This is a genomic window from Streptomyces lunaelactis (genome assembly GCF_003054555.1).
GTDB classification, from domain to species: Bacteria; Actinomycetota; Actinomycetes; order Streptomycetales; family Streptomycetaceae; genus Streptomyces; species Streptomyces lunaelactis.
The window spans coordinates 569,329-588,524 of record NZ_CP026304.1; the positions used below are offsets into that span (position 1 = coordinate 569,329).

General features: G+C 69.5%; 16 protein-coding genes. 12 read left to right on the forward strand and 4 right to left on the reverse strand.

The window, feature by feature from the left end; translation table 11 throughout:
- Nucleotides 1–2: 2 nt before the first annotated feature.
- Both SLUN_RS02595 and SLUN_RS02600 read left to right on the forward strand, forming a co-directional pair.
- Entirely contained in the window at nucleotides 3–3,137 is a 3,135-nt protein-coding gene (locus tag SLUN_RS02595; RefSeq protein WP_108146975.1) for a non-ribosomal peptide synthetase, read from the forward strand.
- Entirely contained in the window at nucleotides 3,134–3,823 is a 690-nt protein-coding gene (locus tag SLUN_RS02600; RefSeq protein WP_108146976.1) for a formyltransferase family protein, read from the forward strand. The genes SLUN_RS02595 and SLUN_RS02600 overlap by 4 nt, the downstream gene beginning before the upstream one ends.
- A 23-nt stretch (nucleotides 3,824–3,846) precedes the next feature.
- Here the strand turns inward: SLUN_RS02600 and SLUN_RS02605 are convergent, their stop codons facing one another.
- From SLUN_RS02605 to SLUN_RS02615, 3 genes are all read right to left on the reverse strand, one after another.
- Complete coding sequence (locus SLUN_RS02605) at nucleotides 3,847–4,929, reverse strand: PP2C family protein-serine/threonine phosphatase (protein WP_371413804.1); 1,083 nt, start codon at nucleotides 4,927–4,929, stop codon at nucleotides 3,847–3,849.
- Nucleotides 4,930–5,168: 239 nt separating this feature from the next.
- Complete coding sequence (locus SLUN_RS02610; protein ID WP_108146978.1) at nucleotides 5,169–6,359, reverse strand: damage-control phosphatase ARMT1 family protein; 1,191 nt, start codon at nucleotides 6,357–6,359, stop codon at nucleotides 5,169–5,171.
- Between the two features lie 197 nt (nucleotides 6,360–6,556).
- On the reverse strand, nucleotides 6,557–7,630 hold the full coding sequence (locus SLUN_RS02615; RefSeq protein ID WP_108146979.1) for an alkene reductase: 1,074 nt from the start codon (nucleotides 7,628–7,630) through the stop codon (nucleotides 6,557–6,559).
- Between the two features lie 117 nt (nucleotides 7,631–7,747).
- On the opposite strand from SLUN_RS02615, the gene SLUN_RS02620 reads away from it, so the two are divergent.
- The gene (locus SLUN_RS02620; protein ID WP_170146544.1) at nucleotides 7,748–8,125 is read left to right on the forward strand and encodes a MerR family transcriptional regulator; all 378 of its coding nucleotides are present in this window, start codon (nucleotides 7,748–7,750) and stop codon (nucleotides 8,123–8,125) included.
- Between the two features lie 139 nt (nucleotides 8,126–8,264).
- Here the strand turns inward: SLUN_RS02620 and SLUN_RS02625 are convergent, their stop codons facing one another.
- Nucleotides 8,265–10,466, reverse strand: a complete 2,202-nt coding sequence (locus SLUN_RS02625) for an MMPL family transporter (RefSeq protein WP_108154467.1) — start codon at nucleotides 10,464–10,466, stop codon at nucleotides 8,265–8,267.
- 84 nt (nucleotides 10,467–10,550) lie between these two features.
- Between SLUN_RS02625 and SLUN_RS02630 the strand changes: the two genes are divergently transcribed.
- The 9 genes from SLUN_RS02630 to SLUN_RS02670 all read left to right on the forward strand — a co-directional run bounded on the left by SLUN_RS02630 (nucleotide 10,551) and on the right by SLUN_RS02670 (nucleotide 19,139).
- On the forward strand, nucleotides 10,551–11,201 hold the full coding sequence (locus SLUN_RS02630; RefSeq protein WP_108146981.1) for a TetR/AcrR family transcriptional regulator: 651 nt from the start codon (nucleotides 10,551–10,553) through the stop codon (nucleotides 11,199–11,201).
- Nucleotides 11,202–11,489: 288 nt separating this feature from the next.
- Entirely contained in the window at nucleotides 11,490–12,218 is a 729-nt protein-coding gene (locus SLUN_RS02640) for a tyrosine-protein phosphatase (protein WP_108154468.1), read from the forward strand.
- 149 nt (nucleotides 12,219–12,367) lie between these two features.
- Complete coding sequence (locus SLUN_RS02645) at nucleotides 12,368–12,871, forward strand: DUF4265 domain-containing protein (protein ID WP_175313525.1); 504 nt, start codon at nucleotides 12,368–12,370, stop codon at nucleotides 12,869–12,871.
- Nucleotides 12,872–13,134: 263 nt separating this feature from the next.
- On the forward strand, nucleotides 13,135–13,524 hold the full coding sequence (locus SLUN_RS02650) for an ArsR/SmtB family transcription factor (RefSeq protein WP_108146982.1): 390 nt from the start codon (nucleotides 13,135–13,137) through the stop codon (nucleotides 13,522–13,524).
- Nucleotides 13,521–13,709 carry an SRPBCC family protein gene (locus tag SLUN_RS02655; RefSeq protein ID WP_217505350.1) on the forward strand — a complete coding sequence of 63 codons (189 nt, stop codon included), beginning with the start codon at nucleotides 13,521–13,523 and terminating at the stop codon, nucleotides 13,707–13,709. The genes SLUN_RS02650 and SLUN_RS02655 overlap by 4 nt, the downstream gene beginning before the upstream one ends.
- Nucleotides 13,710–14,592: 883 nt before the next feature.
- The gene (locus SLUN_RS02660; RefSeq protein ID WP_108146983.1) at nucleotides 14,593–15,402 is read left to right on the forward strand and encodes a S1 family peptidase; all 810 of its coding nucleotides are present in this window, start codon (nucleotides 14,593–14,595) and stop codon (nucleotides 15,400–15,402) included.
- A gap of 303 nt (nucleotides 15,403–15,705) precedes the next feature.
- A complete protein-coding gene (locus tag SLUN_RS02665) occupies nucleotides 15,706–16,128 on the forward strand; it encodes a DUF6234 family protein (protein WP_175313522.1) in 423 nt (140 codons plus the stop codon).
- A 194-nt stretch (nucleotides 16,129–16,322) separates the two neighbouring features.
- Nucleotides 16,323–16,571 carry a hypothetical protein gene (locus SLUN_RS39275; protein WP_159100166.1) on the forward strand — a complete coding sequence of 83 codons (249 nt, stop codon included), beginning with the start codon at nucleotides 16,323–16,325 and terminating at the stop codon, nucleotides 16,569–16,571.
- 93 nt (nucleotides 16,572–16,664) lie between these two features.
- Complete coding sequence (locus tag SLUN_RS02670; protein ID WP_442759031.1) at nucleotides 16,665–19,139, forward strand: helicase associated domain-containing protein; 2,475 nt, start codon at nucleotides 16,665–16,667, stop codon at nucleotides 19,137–19,139.
- Nucleotides 19,140–19,196: the final 57 nt, after the last annotated feature.

Genomic DNA, 19,196 nt, shown 5'->3' on the forward strand with positions numbered 1-19,196 from the left:
CCATGACTGCGCAGCGTGCCGCCACGGGCTTCGGTCCTGGGCCCCGTCCTGTGGGGCGTACCGCTTTCCGCCGGCCCGTCTCCCCCACCGAGTGGTCTTATCTGGCCGCCGCCCGCCTGGGTGAGCTGATGGTGCTCCACCTGGTGGTCGAGGGCACCGGGCCGATCGACGCCCTGGCCCTGAGCCGGGCCGTGGCGCAGGCCTCGGCGTCCTGCCCGGGCTCGCGGCTGGTACGTCGCGGCCGGATGTGGATCGACAGTGGACGTCCGGCCCGGGTCGTGGTCGCCGATGGAGCGGCCTTCGACCGCAGTACACTCACCGGCCTGCCGGAGCTCACGGGCCCGCTGCCCGAGGCGGAAGGCCGCTCCGGCACCGAGGTGCTGCTCCTGACCGGCGAACCCAGCACCGTGGTGTTCCGCGCCTCCCACGCAGTGATGGACCTCAAGGGCACGGCGATCTGGGCGGCCGAGGTCTTCCGCGCTCTGCGGGGTGAACCGCTGCACGGCGCCGCCGATTCCCTGGCCGACTACCAGTTGCTGGACGGGCTCGGCCGAACCGGGCAGCGGCCCCGCCTCGGGCTCGACCAGCGCTCACCGTTGGCCGGCCGGGCGGGCAGCGGCTCGCTGTGGCGGCGGCGTACGGTTCCGGGCCGGCACGCTGCGCTGGCCGCGAAGGTGGCGGCGGCGGTCGCCGGGGCCGTGGGTGTTTCCCCGGCCCGGATCATGGTCCCGGTCGATCTGCGGCGTCACGCACCCACGGTGTCGTCCACGGCCAACCTGGCGCTGCCGGTGTTCCTCGACGTGCCGGCCGGCCAGGGCACGGACGAGGTGCACCGGCGGCTGCTCAACGCCCTTTCCGTACGGCAGGAATTGGCGGCCGGGGCGGAGGCGGCGCTGGCCCGGCTACCGCTGCCCGCAACGGCCGCGCTGGTCGGCGCTTCGCGCGCCGCCACGTACGCACGGCACCGCTACCTGGCGTCGGCAATCGTGTCCAACGCCGGCCGACTGGCGCTCGAGGACTTCAGCACCGGGGAGTTCACGGCGGCAACCGTGTACGCCCTGCCGGTGCATGCACCCCTGGTTCCCGTCAGCATCGTCCTGCTGGAACTGCCCGAGCACACCGAACTGGTGATCTCCGCCCGCGGCGCCGCGGACGTCGGCGAGCGCTGCGAGCTGCTGCTGGACCGGATCGAGACCGCGCTTGGCACCGCCGTACCGGTGCCGGGCGCGCCGCGGGTGACACCGCCTCGGGTGCCCGGCGCAGCCGACCGGCTGCTCGCACCCGGACCTGACGGACTTCCGCCGCTCGACACCACAGTGGTGCAGTTGTTCCGGGCGCAGGCCGCCGAGCGGCCGGACGCACCCGCCGTGATCGGCGACAGTCCCCCGTGGTCGTACGGGGATCTGGACCGCCGCTCGGACTCCGTCGCGGCCGTGCTGCTGGCCCGAGGGGTCAGGCGCGGCGAGGTGGTCGGTGTGCTTGCCGACCGCTCCGCGCTCGGCCTGGCGGGGGTCCTGGGTGTCCTCAAGGCGGGCGCCGCGTTCTTGCCGATGGACGACCGGAATCCGGCGCAGCGGGTCAAGGAGCTGCTGCACGACGCACAAGTCCGCTTCTGTCTCACGGAGACGGCCTCTTGTGTCAAGGCGGAGGGGGCCGACTGCACGACGATCCTCCTCGATGACGTCGCAAGGGGGGACTGGACCGTCGACGAGCACGCCCACGCGACCCTCGCCGCTGCCGCCCCCGGGCCGGACGATCTGGCGTATGTCATCTACACCTCGGGTTCCACCGGCAAGCCCAAGGGCGTGCAGATCGAGCACCGGAGCCTGGTCAACGTGGTGGGCTGGATAGCCCCGTTCCTACGGTGCGACGAGCAGACCCGGGCCGCGTACTCCTTCTCGCCCGGCTTCGACCTGTCGATGATGCAGATCTTCCCGCCGCTACTGCACGGTGGCGCCGTCGTACCCGTGCCCGGCGAACTCGACCACATCAAACTCCGTGAGATGTTCTCGGGGCGGCAAGCCAACACCCTGGCGCTGACCCCGACCCACCTCGAGCTCGCCGCACGGCTCGGCCTGCGCCCAGCAGGTATCCGGGCGCTCCATCTCGGCGGCGAGAACCTCACCACGGCCAGCAGCCAGTGGGCCCGCGCGTCGTTCGGGCCCGACTGTCTGATCGTCAATATCTACGGCCCCACCGAGGCGACGGTGGCCTGTACCGTCGCAGTCGTCGGCGACGACGCCTCACGCGCGTCGATGCCGATCGGAGTGCCGGTGCACCGCACCTCTGTGGCCGTCCTGGACGAGCAGCGGCACGAAGTCCGTGACGGCGAGTTGGGCGAGCTGTATGTAACCGGTGTTCAGCTGGCCCGCGGCTATCTCGGCCGTCCCGACCTGACGGCCGACCGCTTCGTCCACTTCCCTGACGGGCGGCGCGCCTACCGGACCGGAGACCTGGTGCAACGGCTGCCGGACGGGCAGCTCGAATACGCGGGCCGGATCGACGCGCAGGTCAAGATCCGCGGCCACCGGGTCGAGCCGGGCGAGATCGAGGCGGCGCTCACCGCACTGCCGGACATCGCACAGGCCGCCGTGGTCGCCCGCCGCCGGCATCACGCCGGCCCGCAGGCGCTGTGCGCCTACGTGGTTCCTGCCGAGGGTGCGGCGGTCCTCGACGAGACAGCCTTACGGGCGGAGTTGGAACGTTCGCTGCCGTCCCATCTGGTGCCCTCAGTGGTGTGTGCATTGCCCGCGCTACCCGAGACGGCAAGCGGCAAGACCGACCGGAACGCGCTGCCGAACCCTTTCGACGAGGCAGCCGAAGAGCACGGGAAGCCAGCCGTCCCGGGAGCGCCCACTGATTCGCAGCCCAGGCTCGGCCCCGACACCGCCGCAGTGACCGCCGGGATCTGGTCCCGCGTCCTGCACTGCGACGCCACTCGCCTCGACGACTCCTCCGACTTCCACGCACTGGGCGGCGACTCACTCGCCGTCCTGGAGATGCTGGCCGCGCTCGGAGACGAACTGCTGGGACAGGCCATGGAGAGGCAGTTCTTGGCCCGGCTCGGGTCCCTGAGCGACAACCTGACGCTCGGCCGGGTCGTCGAGACCGTCGACGCGCTGCGGAGGACGTCGTGATCTTCGTCGGTGAGGGCGCGCTGCTCTGGCGCGCCGTACAGCACACGCTGGACAGCGGCCTGGCCGTGGACCTGGTCTGCGGCCCTGCCGCCCCGCGGACGGCTCGGCCCGACGTGCCCTTTCTGGCCGTCGCGGACGTCAACACGGTCGCTGCCGAACTGGCCGGCGCCGGCACGGACGGCCTCGTCTGGTCGGTCAACAACCGGATGATCTTTCGCGCTCCGGTCCTCTCCACCGGGCTGCGCATCCTGAACGTCCACCATGGCCCTCTGCCTGCCTATCGGGGACTGCCCGAGGTGGCCCTGGTGTACGCGATCCTGCGCGGCGAGCCGGAGTTCGCCGCGACACTCCACCAGGTGGACGAGGGCATCGACACGGGCCGGACCCTGGCCGTGGAGTCCTATCCGATCGGCCCGAACGATCCCTACCACGTGGTGCTGCGCCGCGGCCTGCAAACCTGCCACCATCTCTTCGAGCGCTGCCTGCCCCTCGCCGTGGCCGACCCCGACTGGACCGGCGAGCGCACCCGGCCCACGGGGGCAACGGTGGCCGACGGCGGTGGCTACTTCGGCCGCAAGGCACTGGTCCGTCTGCACGAGTACCGCAGCCACCCGAACTTCAAGCGCGCCACCGACCTGGGCTTCCTGGCCGATTACCTCCCGGAACTCACGGCAGCCCTGCCATGAGGCCGGTCGCGACGCCGGCAATCTCAGCTCGGCGAACGGTCTCCCCGGCCGACCTCACGATCCCTGACGCGCGGCAGACGCTCAATCGCCACCATGGCAGCATCGTCGCCCAGCCTCCCCCCGGCATGACTCAGAAGGTCTTTGCACAGGTGGTTCAGAAAAGCTTGAGGATGTTCACCGGACCAAGGAGCCACCCGTTCCACAAGGGGGTAGAAGGCGCCGGACCGGTCCCGGGCCTCGATGACTCCGTCCGTGTAGAGCAGGATGATGTCGCCTGCCGCGAAGGCGAACGTCTCCGCGGCGAAGTCGGTGTCCACGAGTTCGATGAGGCCCAGAGGTGGAGCCGGGCGGCGCACTTCCAGCGCGATGACCTGGCCGCCGCGTAGCAGCAGGGGCGGCGGATGCCCGCAGTTGATCACATGAAGGACCGGCTCGTCGTCCGGAACGTCGAGGACGGCCGCGGTGATGAATGCCTCGCCGTGATTCTCGGTGTCGTCAGCATCAGCTCCAGGGTCGTCCAGGTTCGACGAGACCGTTCCCTCCAGATAGGCCACCAGCGCCGGCAGGTCGGTCTGCCGGTGGGCAGCGGCTCGGAAGGCGCCGAGGAGGAGAGCGGCGTCCCCGATCGCCTCCAGCCCCTTGCCCCGAACGTCCCCGACGATGAACCGGGTCCCATGGGCCGTGCGGGCGGCGGCATACAGGTCGCCGCCGATCTGTGCCTCGGCTTCGGCGGCAATATAGACGGACGCCACACGCAGCGGGCCGACCCGCTGCGGCAGTGGCCGTAGCACCACCTGCTGTGCGGCCTGGGCCACCGAGCGGAGCTGGGTGAGTTGCTTTTCGTGCTCTTCTCGCAGGTGGGCGAAGAATGTCACGAATACCGAGATCAGGATCAGCGCGATGATCTGGAAGGTGTGGTTCAGGTCGGTGAGGCTGGTGCGCGCCATCGCAACCACCATCTGGGCCAGGACGGCGACCGCTCCGACGAATGCGGTGGTTCGAGGCCCGGCGAACGAAGCTGTGACGGCCGGAGCGGCGACCAGGAAGGGGCCGAGGTGGACCTCGGGAGGAGCCAGGATGTCGACCACCGTGACGATCGCGATCATTGCGAGGGGTACGGCGACGAGCGCGTGACCCGGCTCCCATGACCAGCGATTACTCCCACGGAGTCGTCCAGGACTCATTAGTCCTGGATACACCGAACCATGGCTCGGCGCTCACCGCCGCCATGCCGGGGCACACCGCAGGAGGACGGCTTCCAGCCGCGCTGCAGGGCGCCTGCGCCGTTCCCAGGCGCGTCATCGACTCCCGTACGAACCGTGTTCGCACTATGCGTGGCGCAGGCTCACGTCCTGACCTGGACCAGCGCGTGCGTACCGCTGGTCCGCCAGGCGCTGCCTGTCGCTTCCAGCTCCGCCTGCGTATGCGGTGCGAGACCGGTGATGACATCGGACTTCAATGTCCGCAGCGCGGCGACCGGGCCGGGAAAGTACTCGGTGACCTTCGAGAAGGCGGTGGTGGCGGGCCAGTGGCGGTCACCGACGAGCCGGCGGTAGTTCAGGTCGCCCTTCATGACGGTCAAGGTGGCGGAGGCGAAGTCCTCCCGGAGCCCGACCGGCATGTCCAGGTACGGCAGTGGGGCGCACGCGAACGGATAGGCGCGCAGGAGGAGACGTCCGCCGGTCACCGCCTGCCGCAGCCGCCCACCGATCTCCGATGCCCGTCCGGAGGCCGCGGCCATGCGTGTCAGACAGTCGAGCACGTCAGTCGTGGTGGCGTCGGAGATGTAGTACGGATACGGCTTGATGTGCAGGCTCACGCACGAGGCGCGATCCGTGGTGAGCAGATGGTCGGCGAGAACCAGATCGGGCAGCAACTCCGGCCCGGCGTTGTCGGCGACCAGGCACACCTTTCCGGGCCGTTGGCCTGCCAGCAGGTCCCAGAGCGCCGTCGTGTCGTCCACGACGAGCCCTGTCACACGCTCGCCCAGACCGGACTCGCCGGCCGACAGCCGGAAGCCAAGGTCGGCTCTGTTCCCCCACAGTGACGCGTGCAGCAGGGTGGTGTCCTGCTGCGCTGCCGGCAGGCGGGGAATCCCGTCGAGGGCGGCGAGCTCGGAATCGACGGTCGCGCCCATGAGTTCGGCGCGTTTGAAGGGTGCGAACGGGTCGATGCCCCGCCACGGTCCTGGAGCGAAGTAGCCCAGCGCGGCCAGCAGCTTCCGGTAGAAGTAGCTCTCCGCCCAGAGGAACGGCACGTCTGCCCAGCGACACCCGATGTGGCCCCCGGCCCACCGCCGCCATTCAGCTGCATCCGGTTCGGTGTCGTCGAGCGCCTCGATGACACCTCCCTCGGCGGTCTCGCGCAGCAGGGCGTGCAGAGCGTGCTGCTGTTCCGCGGGATAGGGGGTCGCCCGGCGTACGCGTTCGACCAGCGCAGGGTGCCGGTCATGGAGAACGCCCCAGGCGAAGGAGCCGACGGTATTGCTCACAACGACAGGGGCGTTGCCCACGTCGGCCGGAGTTGGTTGCGACATGCTCGGCGGACTCCTTTTGTCGACGCCGCGGACGGACACGCGAGCGGCATCACCGTACGCCGCGTTCGGTCGGAGGCTGACCTTCACGGCGAGTGTGCCGTCACCCGAACCGGACCCCGCCGGGCGGGCGGTTCCGGCTGAGCACCACTGCCCGAGCCGGTTCCGACCGCCCGTCGGCCCGCCCCCGCGGATCGGAGTCAGGCCGAGTACTGGTGGGCCGAGTAGGTCAGGTAGCCCGCGTCACCGCCCTGGTAGTGCGTGGCCTCATCGGCGGGGGCGATCGGAAGCGCGCCCCGCAACCGTTCGACCAGGTCGGGGTTGGCGATGAAGGCGCGGCCGAAGCTGATGAGGTCGGCGCCCAGGCCGAGCCAGTGGTCGGCGTCGTCCCGGCCGGTCTGCTTCGGGCCCATCGGAAGCGTCGGGTTCATGACGAGGGTGCCCGGCCACGCCCGGCGCAGGGCGACCAGTACCTCTTCGTCGGCGGTGGCTTCGAGGTGCACGTAGGCCGGCCCGAGTGGGGCCAGTTCGGTCAGCAGCGCGGTGTAGAGCTCGCGGACGTCGGAGTCCTCGACTCCCCAGAACGTTGCGCCCGGTGAGAGGCGGATGCCGGTCCTGGCCCCGCCGACGGCCTCGACGGTGGCGGCGACCGCTTCGACGGCGAACCTGATCCGGTTGGCGATCGGGCCTCCGTAGCGGTCCGTGCGCAGGTTGGCGTTGGACGAGAGGAACTGCGAGATCAGGTAGCCGTTGGCGCCGTGCAGTTCCACGCCGTCGAACCCCGCGTCGACGGCGCGGCGGGCGGCCCGGGCGTAGGACAGTGCGTGCTCGGGCACTTCGGCGGTGTCCAACGCGCGCGGCGTCGGAGCGGGCTGGAGCCCGGTCGGGGTGAACACGTCGCCGACGGCGGGGACGGCCGAGGGCCCGACCGGTTGCAGGCCGGTGGTGTCGGAATGCGAGACCCGGCCGCCGTGCATGATCTGGGCGAAGATCCGTCCACCGTTGACGTGGACGGCATCGGTCACAGGACGCCACGCCTCGACCTGCTCGTCGGTGTGCAGTCCCGGCGTACCCGGGTTGGACTGCCCGATCGCGCTCGGCTGCACCCCCTCGCTCACGATCAGCCCGGCCGTGGCCCGCTGAGCGTAGTAGGCCGCCATCGACGGCGTCGCCAGACCGCCGGCGGCGGCCCGGACTCGGGTCATCGGGGCCATGACCACCCGGTTGGGCAGCGTCAGGCCGCCGAGCCGGTAGCTGGTGAAAAGGGTCGTCATGTCAGGACTCCTTCGCGATCCGCAATGCCCGCGCCTCGGGCACGTCAGCTACGCTAAAACCTCACACTGACGTCAGAGGCAAGCTGTTGTGACGCGGGACATAGCCGGGAGGTCATCGTGCGGATCGGGGAGCTCGCGTCACGGGCCGGAGTCAGCGTCCGGTCCGTGCGCTACTACGAGGAGCAGGGCCTCCTCACCAGCACCCGCAGCCCCAGCGGGCAGCGGCACTACACGGACGGCGAGGTCGAGCGGGTCGCCTTCATCCAGCGGCTGTACGCCGCAGGCCTGTCCAGCCGCACCATCAGCGAGCTGCTGCCCTGCGTCGACGCGCCGAGCGCGGAGAACTCCGACTCCGCGCTGGAGCGGATGGCGCAGGAGCGCGACCGGCTCTCCACGCACATCGCCGACCTCGTGCGGACCAGGGACGCACTCGACGGGCTGATGGCCACAGCCCGGGCGCACCGGCAGCAGTTGGGGACGGCCGTGGCCGGCTGACCGAGGAACACGCCTTCGATCCTGCCCCGTCATCGGAGGAGGGAGGCATGGCGGAACCATGCCTCCCTCCTCCGATGACGGGGCGAGCGTGCGTACCAGATCCCTCGAGCCCGGCACGATCCGAACGAGAGGCCCCAGTTCAGACCTTCGCGGGCGTCCGCTCCTCCTCAGTGGGCGCGCCGTCGGTGAGGCCCAGCCGCCCGTGCACAGCGCGCAGCGGCCTCGGCGCGTACCAGGCCGTACGCCCCAGCAGCCGCATGGCCGCCGGCACGAGCACCCCGCGTACGGCCACCGCGTCGATCAGGATCGCCAGACCGCTGCCGAGCCCGAACATCTGGATGAAGCTGACATGGGCCGTGCCGAAGGCGAAGAAGCTCACCGCGAGCAGCCCGGCTGCCATGGTCACGATCCGCCCGGTGTGCGAGAGCCCGCTGGTGACGGCGGTCTCCGTGTCGGCGCCCGCGTCGTGCAGCTCCTTGATCCGGCTCGTCACGAAGACCTCGTAGTCCATGGACAGGCCGAAGGCGATGCAGAACATGAGCACCGTCATCGAGGTGTCCATCGGCTGTGGTGTGAAGCCGAGCAGGGAGGCCAAGTGGCCGTCCTGGAAGATCCACACCATGACGCCGATTGCCGCGGTGAGGCTGATGGCGTTGAGGACCAGCGCCCGCAGTGGCTGGACCACGCTGCCGGTGAACAGGAAGAGGATCACGAACGTACTGCCCGCGACGAGACCGATGGCGGCCGGGAGCCGGTCGGCGATCGAGTCCTTGGAGTCGACGAGCCGCGCGTCGGTGCCGCCGACCAGCGCCTGGGTCCCGGCGGGCGGATCCACCGCTCGTACGTCCTTGACCAGGTCCTGCGCCTCGCCCGACTTGGGGGTGAGGTCGGTGACGACGGTGATCCGCTGGGCGTCGGGCCGGCCCAGCGCGGCGTTCGCGGGCCCGGGCGGAGCGGACCGGCCGTCGCTGAAGGTGCCGGCGGAGGTCTCGACCCGCACCGCGCCGTCGAGCCGCGAGATGTCGGTCGCGTACGAGCGCAGCTCGGCCGGGGCCACGGGCCCGGTCGTGACGATCTGCACCGCCGACTCGTCGCTGCCGGTGAAGTCGCGCTGCACCGCGGTGGCGACCTGCCGGCTCTGGGCGCTCTCTGGCAGCACCCGCTCGTCCGGCGTGCCGAAGATGACTCCGAGCAGCGGACTCGCGGCGAGGAGCAGTATCCCGAGGACCGGCAGTGCGGTCAGGGCGGGCCTGCGCATGACCGTGCGGGCCAGCCGGCCCCAAAGGGGCGCGTCGGCGCTCCGCACGGTCTTCGCCCAGGGCAGCCGGCCGTTGTTGACCCGGTGACCCAGCACGGCGAGCAGCGCCGGGACGACGAGCAGGGCGCTGACGGCGGCGATGGCCACCACGCCGATGCCCGCGTAGGCGAAGGAGCGCAGGAAGAACTGCGGGAAGACCAGCAGCGCGGCGAGTGCGGCTGCGACGGTCGCCGCGGAGAAGGTGATGGTCCGCCCGGCAGTCCGTACCGTGTGCCGGAGCGCTTCGGGGACGTCGGCGCCCTCCGCGAGGTGCTCGCGGAACCGGCTGATCATGAGCAGTGCGTAGTCGATGCCGAGGCCCAGGCCGAGGGCGGTGGTGAGGTTGATCGAGAACACCGACACGCTGGTGAGGCTGCCGAGCACATAGAGCTCGGCGAAGGTGCCGACGATCGCGATCAGCCCGATGACCAGGGGCAGCAGTGCCGCAACGATGCTGCCGAAGGCGATCACGAGCAGGATGAGGATCAGTGGCACGGCGATCATCTCGGCCACCGCGAGGTCCTTGGCGACCTGGGTGGGCACTTCGTCGCCGACCGCGGCGGCTCCGCCGGCCTGCACGGTCAGCCCGTTCCGGTCGCCGGTGTACTCATCAATGATCGCCGAGGCGTTGTCGCCCTGCTCGGTGTCGTCGCCGTTGACGTGAGCCAGCACCAGCGCCTCTTTCCCGTCCCGGGAGGTCAGCGCGGAGGTGCCGCTGTCCCAGTACGAGATCACGTTCGCCACGGTGGGCTCGCCCTTGAGCTCCGAGGTGAGTGCGCGGCCTGCGTGCTCGGCGGCGGGCGAGCCGATGCCGGCGCCGTCGTCGGCCCGGACCAGCAGGACCAGGTTGCTCTCGCCGCCGAACTTCTCGTCGATGAGCTCCTGGGCGCGGGCCGAGGGCGCGCTCGGATCTTCGAAGCCGCCGCCCAGGAGCTTGCCGAACGCTCCGAAGCCGATGGCTCCCATGGCAACCACGGCCACCACGGTGAGTGTCAGTACGAGCCGGCCTCGGTGGAGGGCCAGCTCGGCAATTCGATCGAACACGGTCATCGCCTCCGGATGTTTACGCCGTTAATATCGACGGTGACACACAATGTTAACGACGTCAACATGAGGCAGGATGGGGTCATGGAATCGATCACGGGCGGCAAGTCCCGCTACCACCACGGCGACCTCCGCAACGCGCTGATCGAGGCCGCCGTCGGACTCGCGGTCGAAGGCGGCCCCGAGCGTGTCGTCCTGCGTGAGGCGGCCCGCAGCGTCGGCGTGTCGCCCACCGCCGCGTACCGCCACTTCACCGGCCAGGGAGATCTCCTCGAGGCCGTGAAGATCCGCGGCCAGCAGGCGCTCGCCGACTCGATGACCGAGGCCGTGCGCGTACTGCCCGGGCTCGACGACCCGGGTGAGGAGGCCGTTCGCAGGACCGAGGCGATCGGGCGTGGGTACGTCCGGTTCGCGATCGAGCACCCGGGGCTCTACCGCACCGCCTTCTGCCGCACGCCCTTGGCGGAGGGCAGCGGCTTTACCGGCCTCGATGCCCCCGAGGACAGGCCCGAGTTCGCGGCGTTCGTGCAGCTCTCGGACACGCTCGACACGCTCGTAGCCGCAGGCCGGATGAGGCCGGAGAACCGGCCTGCGGCCGAGGTCGCCGCCTGGTCGGCCGTCCACGGCCTCTCCCTGCTCATCCTCGACGGCCCGCTCGCCCACCTCCCCGCCGACCAGCGCGACGCGGTCGTGGAGCGCACTCTCACCACCATCGTCGCCGGCCTGACCCGCTAGGGCCTTTCGTTTGGATCAGGGCGGCCCGCCGCGGAGCGGCTGATGTCACTGCGGTGCGTGCGATCGCAATGCGGCGGAGCCATGCCGACCGACGACAACGAGGCGAGCGTGCGTGCCAGGGCACGCGAGCCCGGCACGATCCGAACGAGAGGCCCTGGGGCGCCCAGGGGGTCACCCTTCCCCGATGCGTGGGGACCCCGACCAGCTGCAGGTCGGCGGGCTGCCGGTCAACACGGCGGCTGGATACTCCGTGACTCCTGGGGCTGGTGCGGTCATAGAGTGTCGCGCGTGAGAAGACATATCGAGTTCGAACGCCTCCACAACTTCCGGGACTTGGGCGGCTACCGCACCCAGGATGGCCGCACCGTGCAATGGGGCCGCCTCTACCGATCCGACTCGCTCTCCAAGCTCCAGGGAGCCGACTGGGACCAGTTCCTCGCCCTCAAAGTGGGCGCGGTGATCGACCTGCGCTATCCGTGGGAGATAGAGGCGAAAGGCCGCGTGCCCGACAGCGAGGGACTCGAGTACATCAACCTCAGCGTGGAACACCGGCCCTACGACCAGGCGGAGATCGACCCTGACCTGGACCCCTGGCGCTTCCTCGCCGACCGGTACGCGGAGGTCGCCCTCGATGGAGCCGAGGAACTCCTGCAGGCCCTTAAGGTCATCGCATCCGGCAATGCCCCACAGGTCTTCCACTGCGCATCGGGCAAGGACCGTACCGGCCTGCTGGCCGGCCTGGTCCTCGCGCTCCTGGGCGTGGCCGAGGACGACATCGTCGCGGACTTCGCTCTCACCGAACTGGCCACCGAGCGTCTGATCGCCGACTGGACAGCGGCCAACCCCGGTCGGACTATGACGTGGCCCGGCTACGGACGAGCGCCGGAAGAGGTCATGCGACTGTTCATGTCCGACCTCACTGCCACTTACGGCTCCGTGCACGACTACGCCGTTGAGCACCTCGGCGTCGACGAAACCCTGATCTCACAGTTGCGCACGCAGCTTCTGAGCACCTGAGCCTCACGACGGCGATCAACGCTCAGCACCCTGTGCGGCCGGCTGACTCCCCCGCCAACCGGCCGCACATGGGACTCACAACTCGCCACCAAGGGGCCCTGCGGCCCGGCGGTTCCGATCACAGGACCAGATGCGCGATCATGTTCGACATGACGTCGACAGTGTCGCCAGAGCCAGGCACAGCCGGGGATCAGCGCATCAAGATCTGGTTCCGTTTCATGCCGAGAGAAGGCTGGCTTCCGCAGGACACCGAGGGCCTGTGGGCGACACGCCTCGGCGACGACACCGCCCGCGTGGAGAACGTCCCCTTCTTGCAGAACGGGGTCGCCGAAGGCGACGTCGTGCGCTTTGCCACCGATGATGACGGCCTCCACTGGGCCAAGGAACGGGTCTCGGCATCCGAGAACTGCGCTGTCCGAGTCCTGCCGGTGCCCAGCGGCCCCCTGGGACGGAGTGCTCAGGCTGTGCACGCGCACCTGGCACCGTTCGGCTTGGGCGGCGAGGTGTTCAGTGACGAGTTTCCGTTGGTCGCCTTCAACGTGCCTGCCGAGGCGGACCTGGGCCAGATCAAGAAGCTTCTGGCCCACGGCCAAGAGGAGGGCTGGTGGCACTTCGAGGTCGGATGTGCCACCGACGCCTGGAGACAGGCGTAGGCGGGGCTTCATGAGTGCTCGACGCCGCCCTGTATGGCCGCGTGGGTGTTCCGCAGCAGGAACATGCAGGGGCTTGGTCAGCTATCACGTTCTGAAGTCTCGAGCCACGCTCTTCCCGCAGCTCAGGGGCCCCGCGCTCACGTGGACGGAACCCTGTTGAGATGTGTTCATAACGCCCGGCGTATGAGGTGCGAGCGGGACGGGTCCTGACGCCGAGAACTTCACGCTTGACTTATATAAGCCACGGATGAGATTCTCGGGTTGTGCACGCATTCGACGTTCTTGGTGATCCAGTCCGTCGCCGGATACTGGAGCTGCTCGCCGACGGCGAGCAGACGGCCGGCGCGGTCAGTGGGGTCATCCACGAGGAGTTCGGGATCTCGCAGCCGGCGGTGTCGCAGCACCTCCGAGTACTGCGGGAGTCCGGGTTCGCGACCGTCCGACCGGAGGGCACCAGGCGCCTGTACGCAGTCGATCCGGGGCCCCTGCAGGAGGTCGACGTCTGGCTGGAGCACTTCCGCCGGTTCTGGAACCAGCGCCTGGACGCCCTGGATACCGAACTCGCGCGCGGCGGGCGCGAACGCCGCGAAAAGGACGACCCGAGGTCGCCGGGGGGCAGCAAGCCACACACGAAGTGCGAGGAGGACGCGTGATCGACTTCGTCGACCAGATCAACGCCGCCCACCGGGAGGTCGGCAACCATCCCGTCGCCACGGGCGAGGGGCGGTCGCTCCTGCTGCGCCGCAGTTGTGACGCCTCGATCGACGACGTCTGGAATGCCTGCACCGACCCCGACCGGATCAGCCGATGGCTGGCCCCGGTCACCGGTGACCTCTGACGGCTCTTGGCGCTTGATATTCCAGCAGGTCCCTTGCGCGGGCGATCCGTGGGCGAGCCGGCCGGTCTGCCGCTTGTCGGGTGACGTACCCAAGGGGACTACGTGACAGCTCCGTCAGCCCTCAGCCGAAAGCAGTTCTTCGGCTACTTGAGGGTGAAGCTTCCTCATGGTCCGGACGATATCGACGAGTCGGTCGTGCTTAGCTTCCTAGCTGCCGGGGTTGCACCGGCAGTCGCGCGCAGCAGTACGGCAATGGCACTCGGCACAGGCTTGGCCGGCGCATTTCTCGTTGCCACCGCAGGGCTGCTCCTCCTACGCGCACAGGCCCGCCGCCGCAAACTGCTTCAACTGCGCTACGCGCTACAAGGGGACGCCCCATAAGGCACCGAACAACCCGCGCCTTGGGATTCAGTTGCTGCCTCTACGCCGCATGGACCGGTCACAGATCGTGCAGGTGATCAGCCTGGAGGGTTCAGTCCAGCGGACCGGAGGCCGGGGACGGGCACCAGACCTGTCCGTTGTCGCCAACCGGCTGGATTACCGCACTCTCACCCCTGCTTTCAGCCAGAACTGTGCCAACCACACAGCTCTCCGGAGATTTCGTATCACTCGTGTAACAGCCCACGGCATTAGGGGTTGAGATCGGCCGATATGGACCCAACAGGCCATAGTCCGAGCGGGAGTTGAAGGATTGGGCACCCTTGTCACTCCGGTCGCCCGTTCCACATAATCGCAGGGCGCTTTGCGGACTCATCCCCCACTGGGTTCGGACGCCTTGCGGCGTGCTGCCGTTTTCCAACGCACTTCATTCGGTGGTGGCTTCCGATTCCCGGGGTTGGTATGAGCCCGTCATTGAGGCGTACCCCCCACGAAAGGAAGTCCGTTGAAGAGCTACCTGAAGCACCTCAGGACGACCACCGCGATCGGTGCCGTCGCCCTCGCTGCCTTCAGCCTCCAGCCCGGCGCGGCCAACGCCGCCTCCGCACCGACCCCACGCGGTGACGTAGGCACGAAGGTTGTCGGCGGGACCAAGGCCGATCAGGGTGAATTCCCGTTCATGGTCCGCCTGTCCATGGGCTGTGGCGGCGCACTGTACGCCAAGGACATCGTTCTGACCGCCGCTCACTGCGTCGACGCCAGCGGCCCGAACACCGGCATCACCGCGACGGCCGGCGTCGTCGACCTGGAGGACCCCAACGCGATCAGCGTGAAGTCCACCGAGGTCCTCCAGGCGCCCGGCTACAACGGCAAGGGCAAGGACTGGGCGCTGATCAAGCTCGAGAAGCCGATCGATCTGCCGACCCTGCCGATCGCCGCGGACGACAAGTTCAACACCGGCGACTTCGACATCGCCGGCTGGGGCGCGGACAAGGAAGGCGGCGACCAGCAGCGCTATCTCCTCAAGGCCAAGGTCCCGTACATCGACGACGCCACCTGCCAGACGGCGTACGGCGACCAGCTGACCGCCGGCGAAGAGCTCTGCGCAGGGATCCTGGACACCGGCGGCGTCGACACCTGTCAGGGCGACTCCGGCGGACCCATGTTCCGTAAGGACGACGCGGATGGCTGGATCCAGGTCGGCATCGTCAGCTGGGGCGAGGGATGCGCGCGCCCGGGCAAGCCCGGTGTCTACACCGAGGTGAGCACCTTCGCGGCGGACATCAAGCAAGCCGCCGACGGGCTGGGCGGCTGACGCCGGTCAGTACCTGTTGAGCAGTTGAGCTGAGCACCATCGCGTCCCGGCGCCGGACCTCCGGCACCGGGACGCGGCTTGACGCGAGCCGCGTTCCACAGACTGCTCGGTCGAGGGAGAATCCCTCGCTATGAAACGCGAGCCCGGTCCCTTGACGCTGAGCGAGGACGACCGACTGTTCGAGCCGACGCCGTGTCGACCGGCTGCCCGCGCGAGGCGGGCCGGGCCACTGAGTACCCGTACTCATGTGTCGGCCCTGATCCGGGAGCCAGGCTTGTGGATATGGACCTTCCCCCCGCGCCCGTGGCGTTCGACGCCTCCGTAACGCCTCACACTGGTCGGGGCGCCGACGTGGGGGCTGCCCTGGGGCTGCTGTTCCTCGAAGCCCTTGCCTTGCTGCTGATCTTCGGCCTCTGGGTGTTGTCGGGGTTCAATCTCGACCCGGGCAGGACAGTGAAAGCCGACCCGTTGTCGGGCTACCTGGTCGCCGCCGGTGGGGTCGGTGCCGTGGCGGTGGTGGCGTCCGCGATCGCGTCCCGGTCCGGTGCTGTGGTGACGGTGTGGACCCAGTGCTTCATAGCCGCCATCGTGGCGGCGGGGCTTTTCGGCGGGATGGCGGTCCAGCAGCATGAGGACAAGCTCAACCAACCCGCACCCGTGTTCACCGGCGAAGTGGGGTGCCGCAGTGGCGGCGACAACAGCGAATGCGCGGACACCGGAGGCTGAACCCCGCCCGTACGCAGGCTTCCGACGCTCCGCAGTTGTACTGCCGGAGGGCGGGGCGCGTGCACCGCCTGAGCGGATTCGGCTACGCGCGGGCCCTCGGGAAGGCTGCGCCGGCCTGGGTGCCGCACCTGGGAAGACATCCCGTGCCCGGTAGCCTCGGACCGCGATAGACGGCCGTAAGAAGCACGAGTAGCTTGCAAGCAGGTCCTGGTAGGCAGAAGCTGGGGGATGGTCTGGACTACGGCAGCTACCTGCGTCTGCGCCGGCAGGGCTCCCAGATGGGCGGCTTCGCCTACGTGCACGCCGAGACCGGCCTGGTCAATCTGCGTCTTCAGCTCACCGAGGCCGAGCTGAACGACCTGGGCGCCTCGCACGCCCGCCCCTGCGGTCGGGCCACCACGCGTATCGCGTCAACATCAGCATCGTCGACGAAGCAAGCCTGAAGCAGGCTCGCCGGCTCGCGAAGCTCGCCTATGACCCAACATGACGGGGCAGACCGGCGGAAACCGAACCCAGCAACCGAGGAAACCAAGCGCGTGAAACTACGCCCCCACCAGATCGAAGCCGTCGACGCCGTCGTCCGGGCGCTCGAGAGGCCGGCATCCACCCGGATGCCTGCAGAGGGGCTCCGCGCTCAAGTCATCATGGCAACCGGGTCCGGGAAAACCTTCGTGGCCGCGCAGGGCTCGGAGAAGCTCCGCGCGGGTCGTGTGCTGGTCCTCGTGCCCTCGCTGGACCTGCTCGCCCAGAGCGTCAAGGCGTGGCGCGAGGGAGGCCGTACGGGTCCGGTGCTCGGGGTGTCCTCGCTGCGCGGGGACGAGGTGGGTTTCGCCAGCACCACGGACGTGGACGAGCTGGTGGAGTGGTGCCGGGGCCTAGAGCGGGTGACGGTGTTCGCCACCTACGCCTCACTCGGGCTCGGCACGCTGGAGCGTGCGCACCAGGCCGGCCTGCGCGGCTGGGACCTGATCGTGGTGGACGAGGCACACCGCACCTCGGGCCGGATCGGGAAGCCGTGGGCGATCGTCCATGACAACCAGCGGATCCCGTCGGCTCGGCGCCTCTACATGACCGCGACTCCGCGCCTGTGGCAGGCCGGGGAGGAGAACGAGGGGCAGGGCGAGGCCGGCAGCCGCGGGCCGGGTGAACTGGTCGCCTCGATGGAGGACGACCCCAACGGGGCTTTCGGGAGCGTCTGTTACCGCCTGAGTCTGTCGGACGCGATCGACCGCGGCATCGTCGCCCCGTACCAGGTCGTCTGTGTCGACGTCACCGACACCGCCTTCCAGGCCGCGGTGCTCCTGGGCACGGACGGGCGCTCCGACGCCGTACGCGGCGCCCGGCTCGCCGCCCTCCAGACCGCCCTGGTGAAAGCAGCGTCGGAGGAGAACCTGAAACGCACCCTCGTCTTCCACCACCTCACCAAAGAAGCCGAGGCCTTCGCAGCAGGCCTCCCCGGCATCACGGCGCAGCTGTGGGCAGACGATCCGGAGCTGTACCCGCGCACGATCTGGGCCAACTGGCTGTACGGCGAGCACAGGCCGCTCCACCGGCGGGACGTGCTGGCCGAGTTCGCTTCAGGGATCGCCGCGGACGGGACCGTGGTGGAGAAGGCGTTCCTCAGCTCCGTGAAGGTGCTGGGCGAAGGCGTCGACACCGCCAACTGCGACTCTGTGTTCTGGGCGGACCTGCGCGGCTCTATGCCCGACCTGGTCCAGGCCGTGGGCCGGGCGCTGCGGATGAAGCCCGGCGAGGGGAAGGTGGCCTCCCTCGTGGTGCCGGTGCTGCTCGCACCGGGCGAGACGCCCGACACCATGCTCACGTCGAAGTCCTACGGGGCACTGGCCAAACTGCTGGAGGCCCTTCGCGCACACGATGCCCGGGTCGTGGAGACGCTGGCAGAGCCGCAGGCCCCGAGCGGGTACCAGCCCGTCGCCAAGACCGCCGGCGAGAAGGAGGGCGAGGCGCCCGAGGGTGTCAGCGCGGCCGCCCGAAGCCTGCTGAAGTTCTCCACGCCCCGCGATCCGGCGCACCTCGCGGCGTTCATCGAACTGCGTGTCCTCAACCCGGAGAAGGAGCACTGGCGGCGCGGGATGGAGACCGCCCTCGTCTACGTACGCCACCACCGCCATCTGAAAGTACCGTTCGGTTTCAAAGCCCCCGAGGACACGCACGGGTGGCCGGCCCCGCTCGCCGGGTTCCCGCTCGGGCAATGGATCGCCGACGCCCGACGTATGTACGGACAGGGGCGGCTGGACGAGGACCGCGTCGGGCAGCTCGACGCCCTCGGCATGATCTGGTCGCACTTCGACGTCGCGTTCGACGAAGGCCTCGCCGCAGCGCGCGGCTGGGCCGCCGAACACGGCCACCTCCTGGCACCCGTCGAGGCCACATGGAACGGGGCGCCGGTCGGCGTCTGGCTCAAGAACCAGCGAGCCGCCGCACGCCGGGCGAGGGAGAACGAGCAGCGGCGCGCCGAGGGACTGCCCGTCCCGTCATCGGCCGGGGAACTGTCACAAGAACGGCACCGGGCGCTGGAGGACATCGACCCGTCCTGGTGCCCGGCCTGGCCAGTCGCCTGGCAACGCCGCTTCCGCCTCACCCGACAACACACCGAGGCCGGCGGAACACTGCCGCTGGCCCCGGGCGACGTCGTCATCCAGGGCGAGGACTTGGGGCAGTGGGTTCAGGCGCAACGCGTCGGATGGGATCAGCTCACAGCCGCACAGCAATGGATGCTCGAGCAGGTCCTCGGCATCGAACCCGCGACCGAAGACGACACACCCAAACCGAAGCGCAGCCACGGCGACAAGTGGGCGGCGAACCTTGCCGCAGCCAAACAGTACTTCGAGCGGGAGGGCCACCTGCACGTCCCGCGCAAACACATCGAGGCCGTCGGCGGTATTGAGTACAAGCTGGGTGCCTGGGTCGCCAACGCCCGCAGCAGAGCCGCGAAACTGCCACCAGAACGCGCGGAACAGCTGTCCGCCATCAGCATGCGATGGGCCTAGCCCGCAGGCACGAAGATCGCCTCGCCCTTCCCTTCCTCCGGGGGAAGGGCGAGGCGC

Bases quoted from the DNA above. Each gene is read 5' to 3' on its own strand.
- SLUN_RS02605 (WP_371413804.1), bottom strand. From the start codon at position 4,929: ATGATCGCGATCGTCACGGTGGTCGACATCCTGGCTCCTCCCGAGGTC.
- SLUN_RS02645 (WP_175313525.1), top strand. From the start codon at position 12,368: ATGACGTCGACAGTGTCGCCAGAGCCAGGCACAGCCGGGGATCAGCGC.
- SLUN_RS02610 (WP_108146978.1), bottom strand. From the start codon at position 6,359: ATGTCGCAACCAACTCCGGCCGACGTGGGCAACGCCCCTGTCGTTGTG.
- SLUN_RS02630 (WP_108146981.1), top strand. From the start codon at position 10,551: ATGGAATCGATCACGGGCGGCAAGTCCCGCTACCACCACGGCGACCTC.
- SLUN_RS02595 (WP_108146975.1), top strand. From the start codon at position 3: ATGACTGCGCAGCGTGCCGCCACGGGCTTCGGTCCTGGGCCCCGTCCT.
- SLUN_RS02615 (WP_108146979.1), bottom strand. From the start codon at position 7,630: ATGACGACCCTTTTCACCAGCTACCGGCTCGGCGGCCTGACGCTGCCC.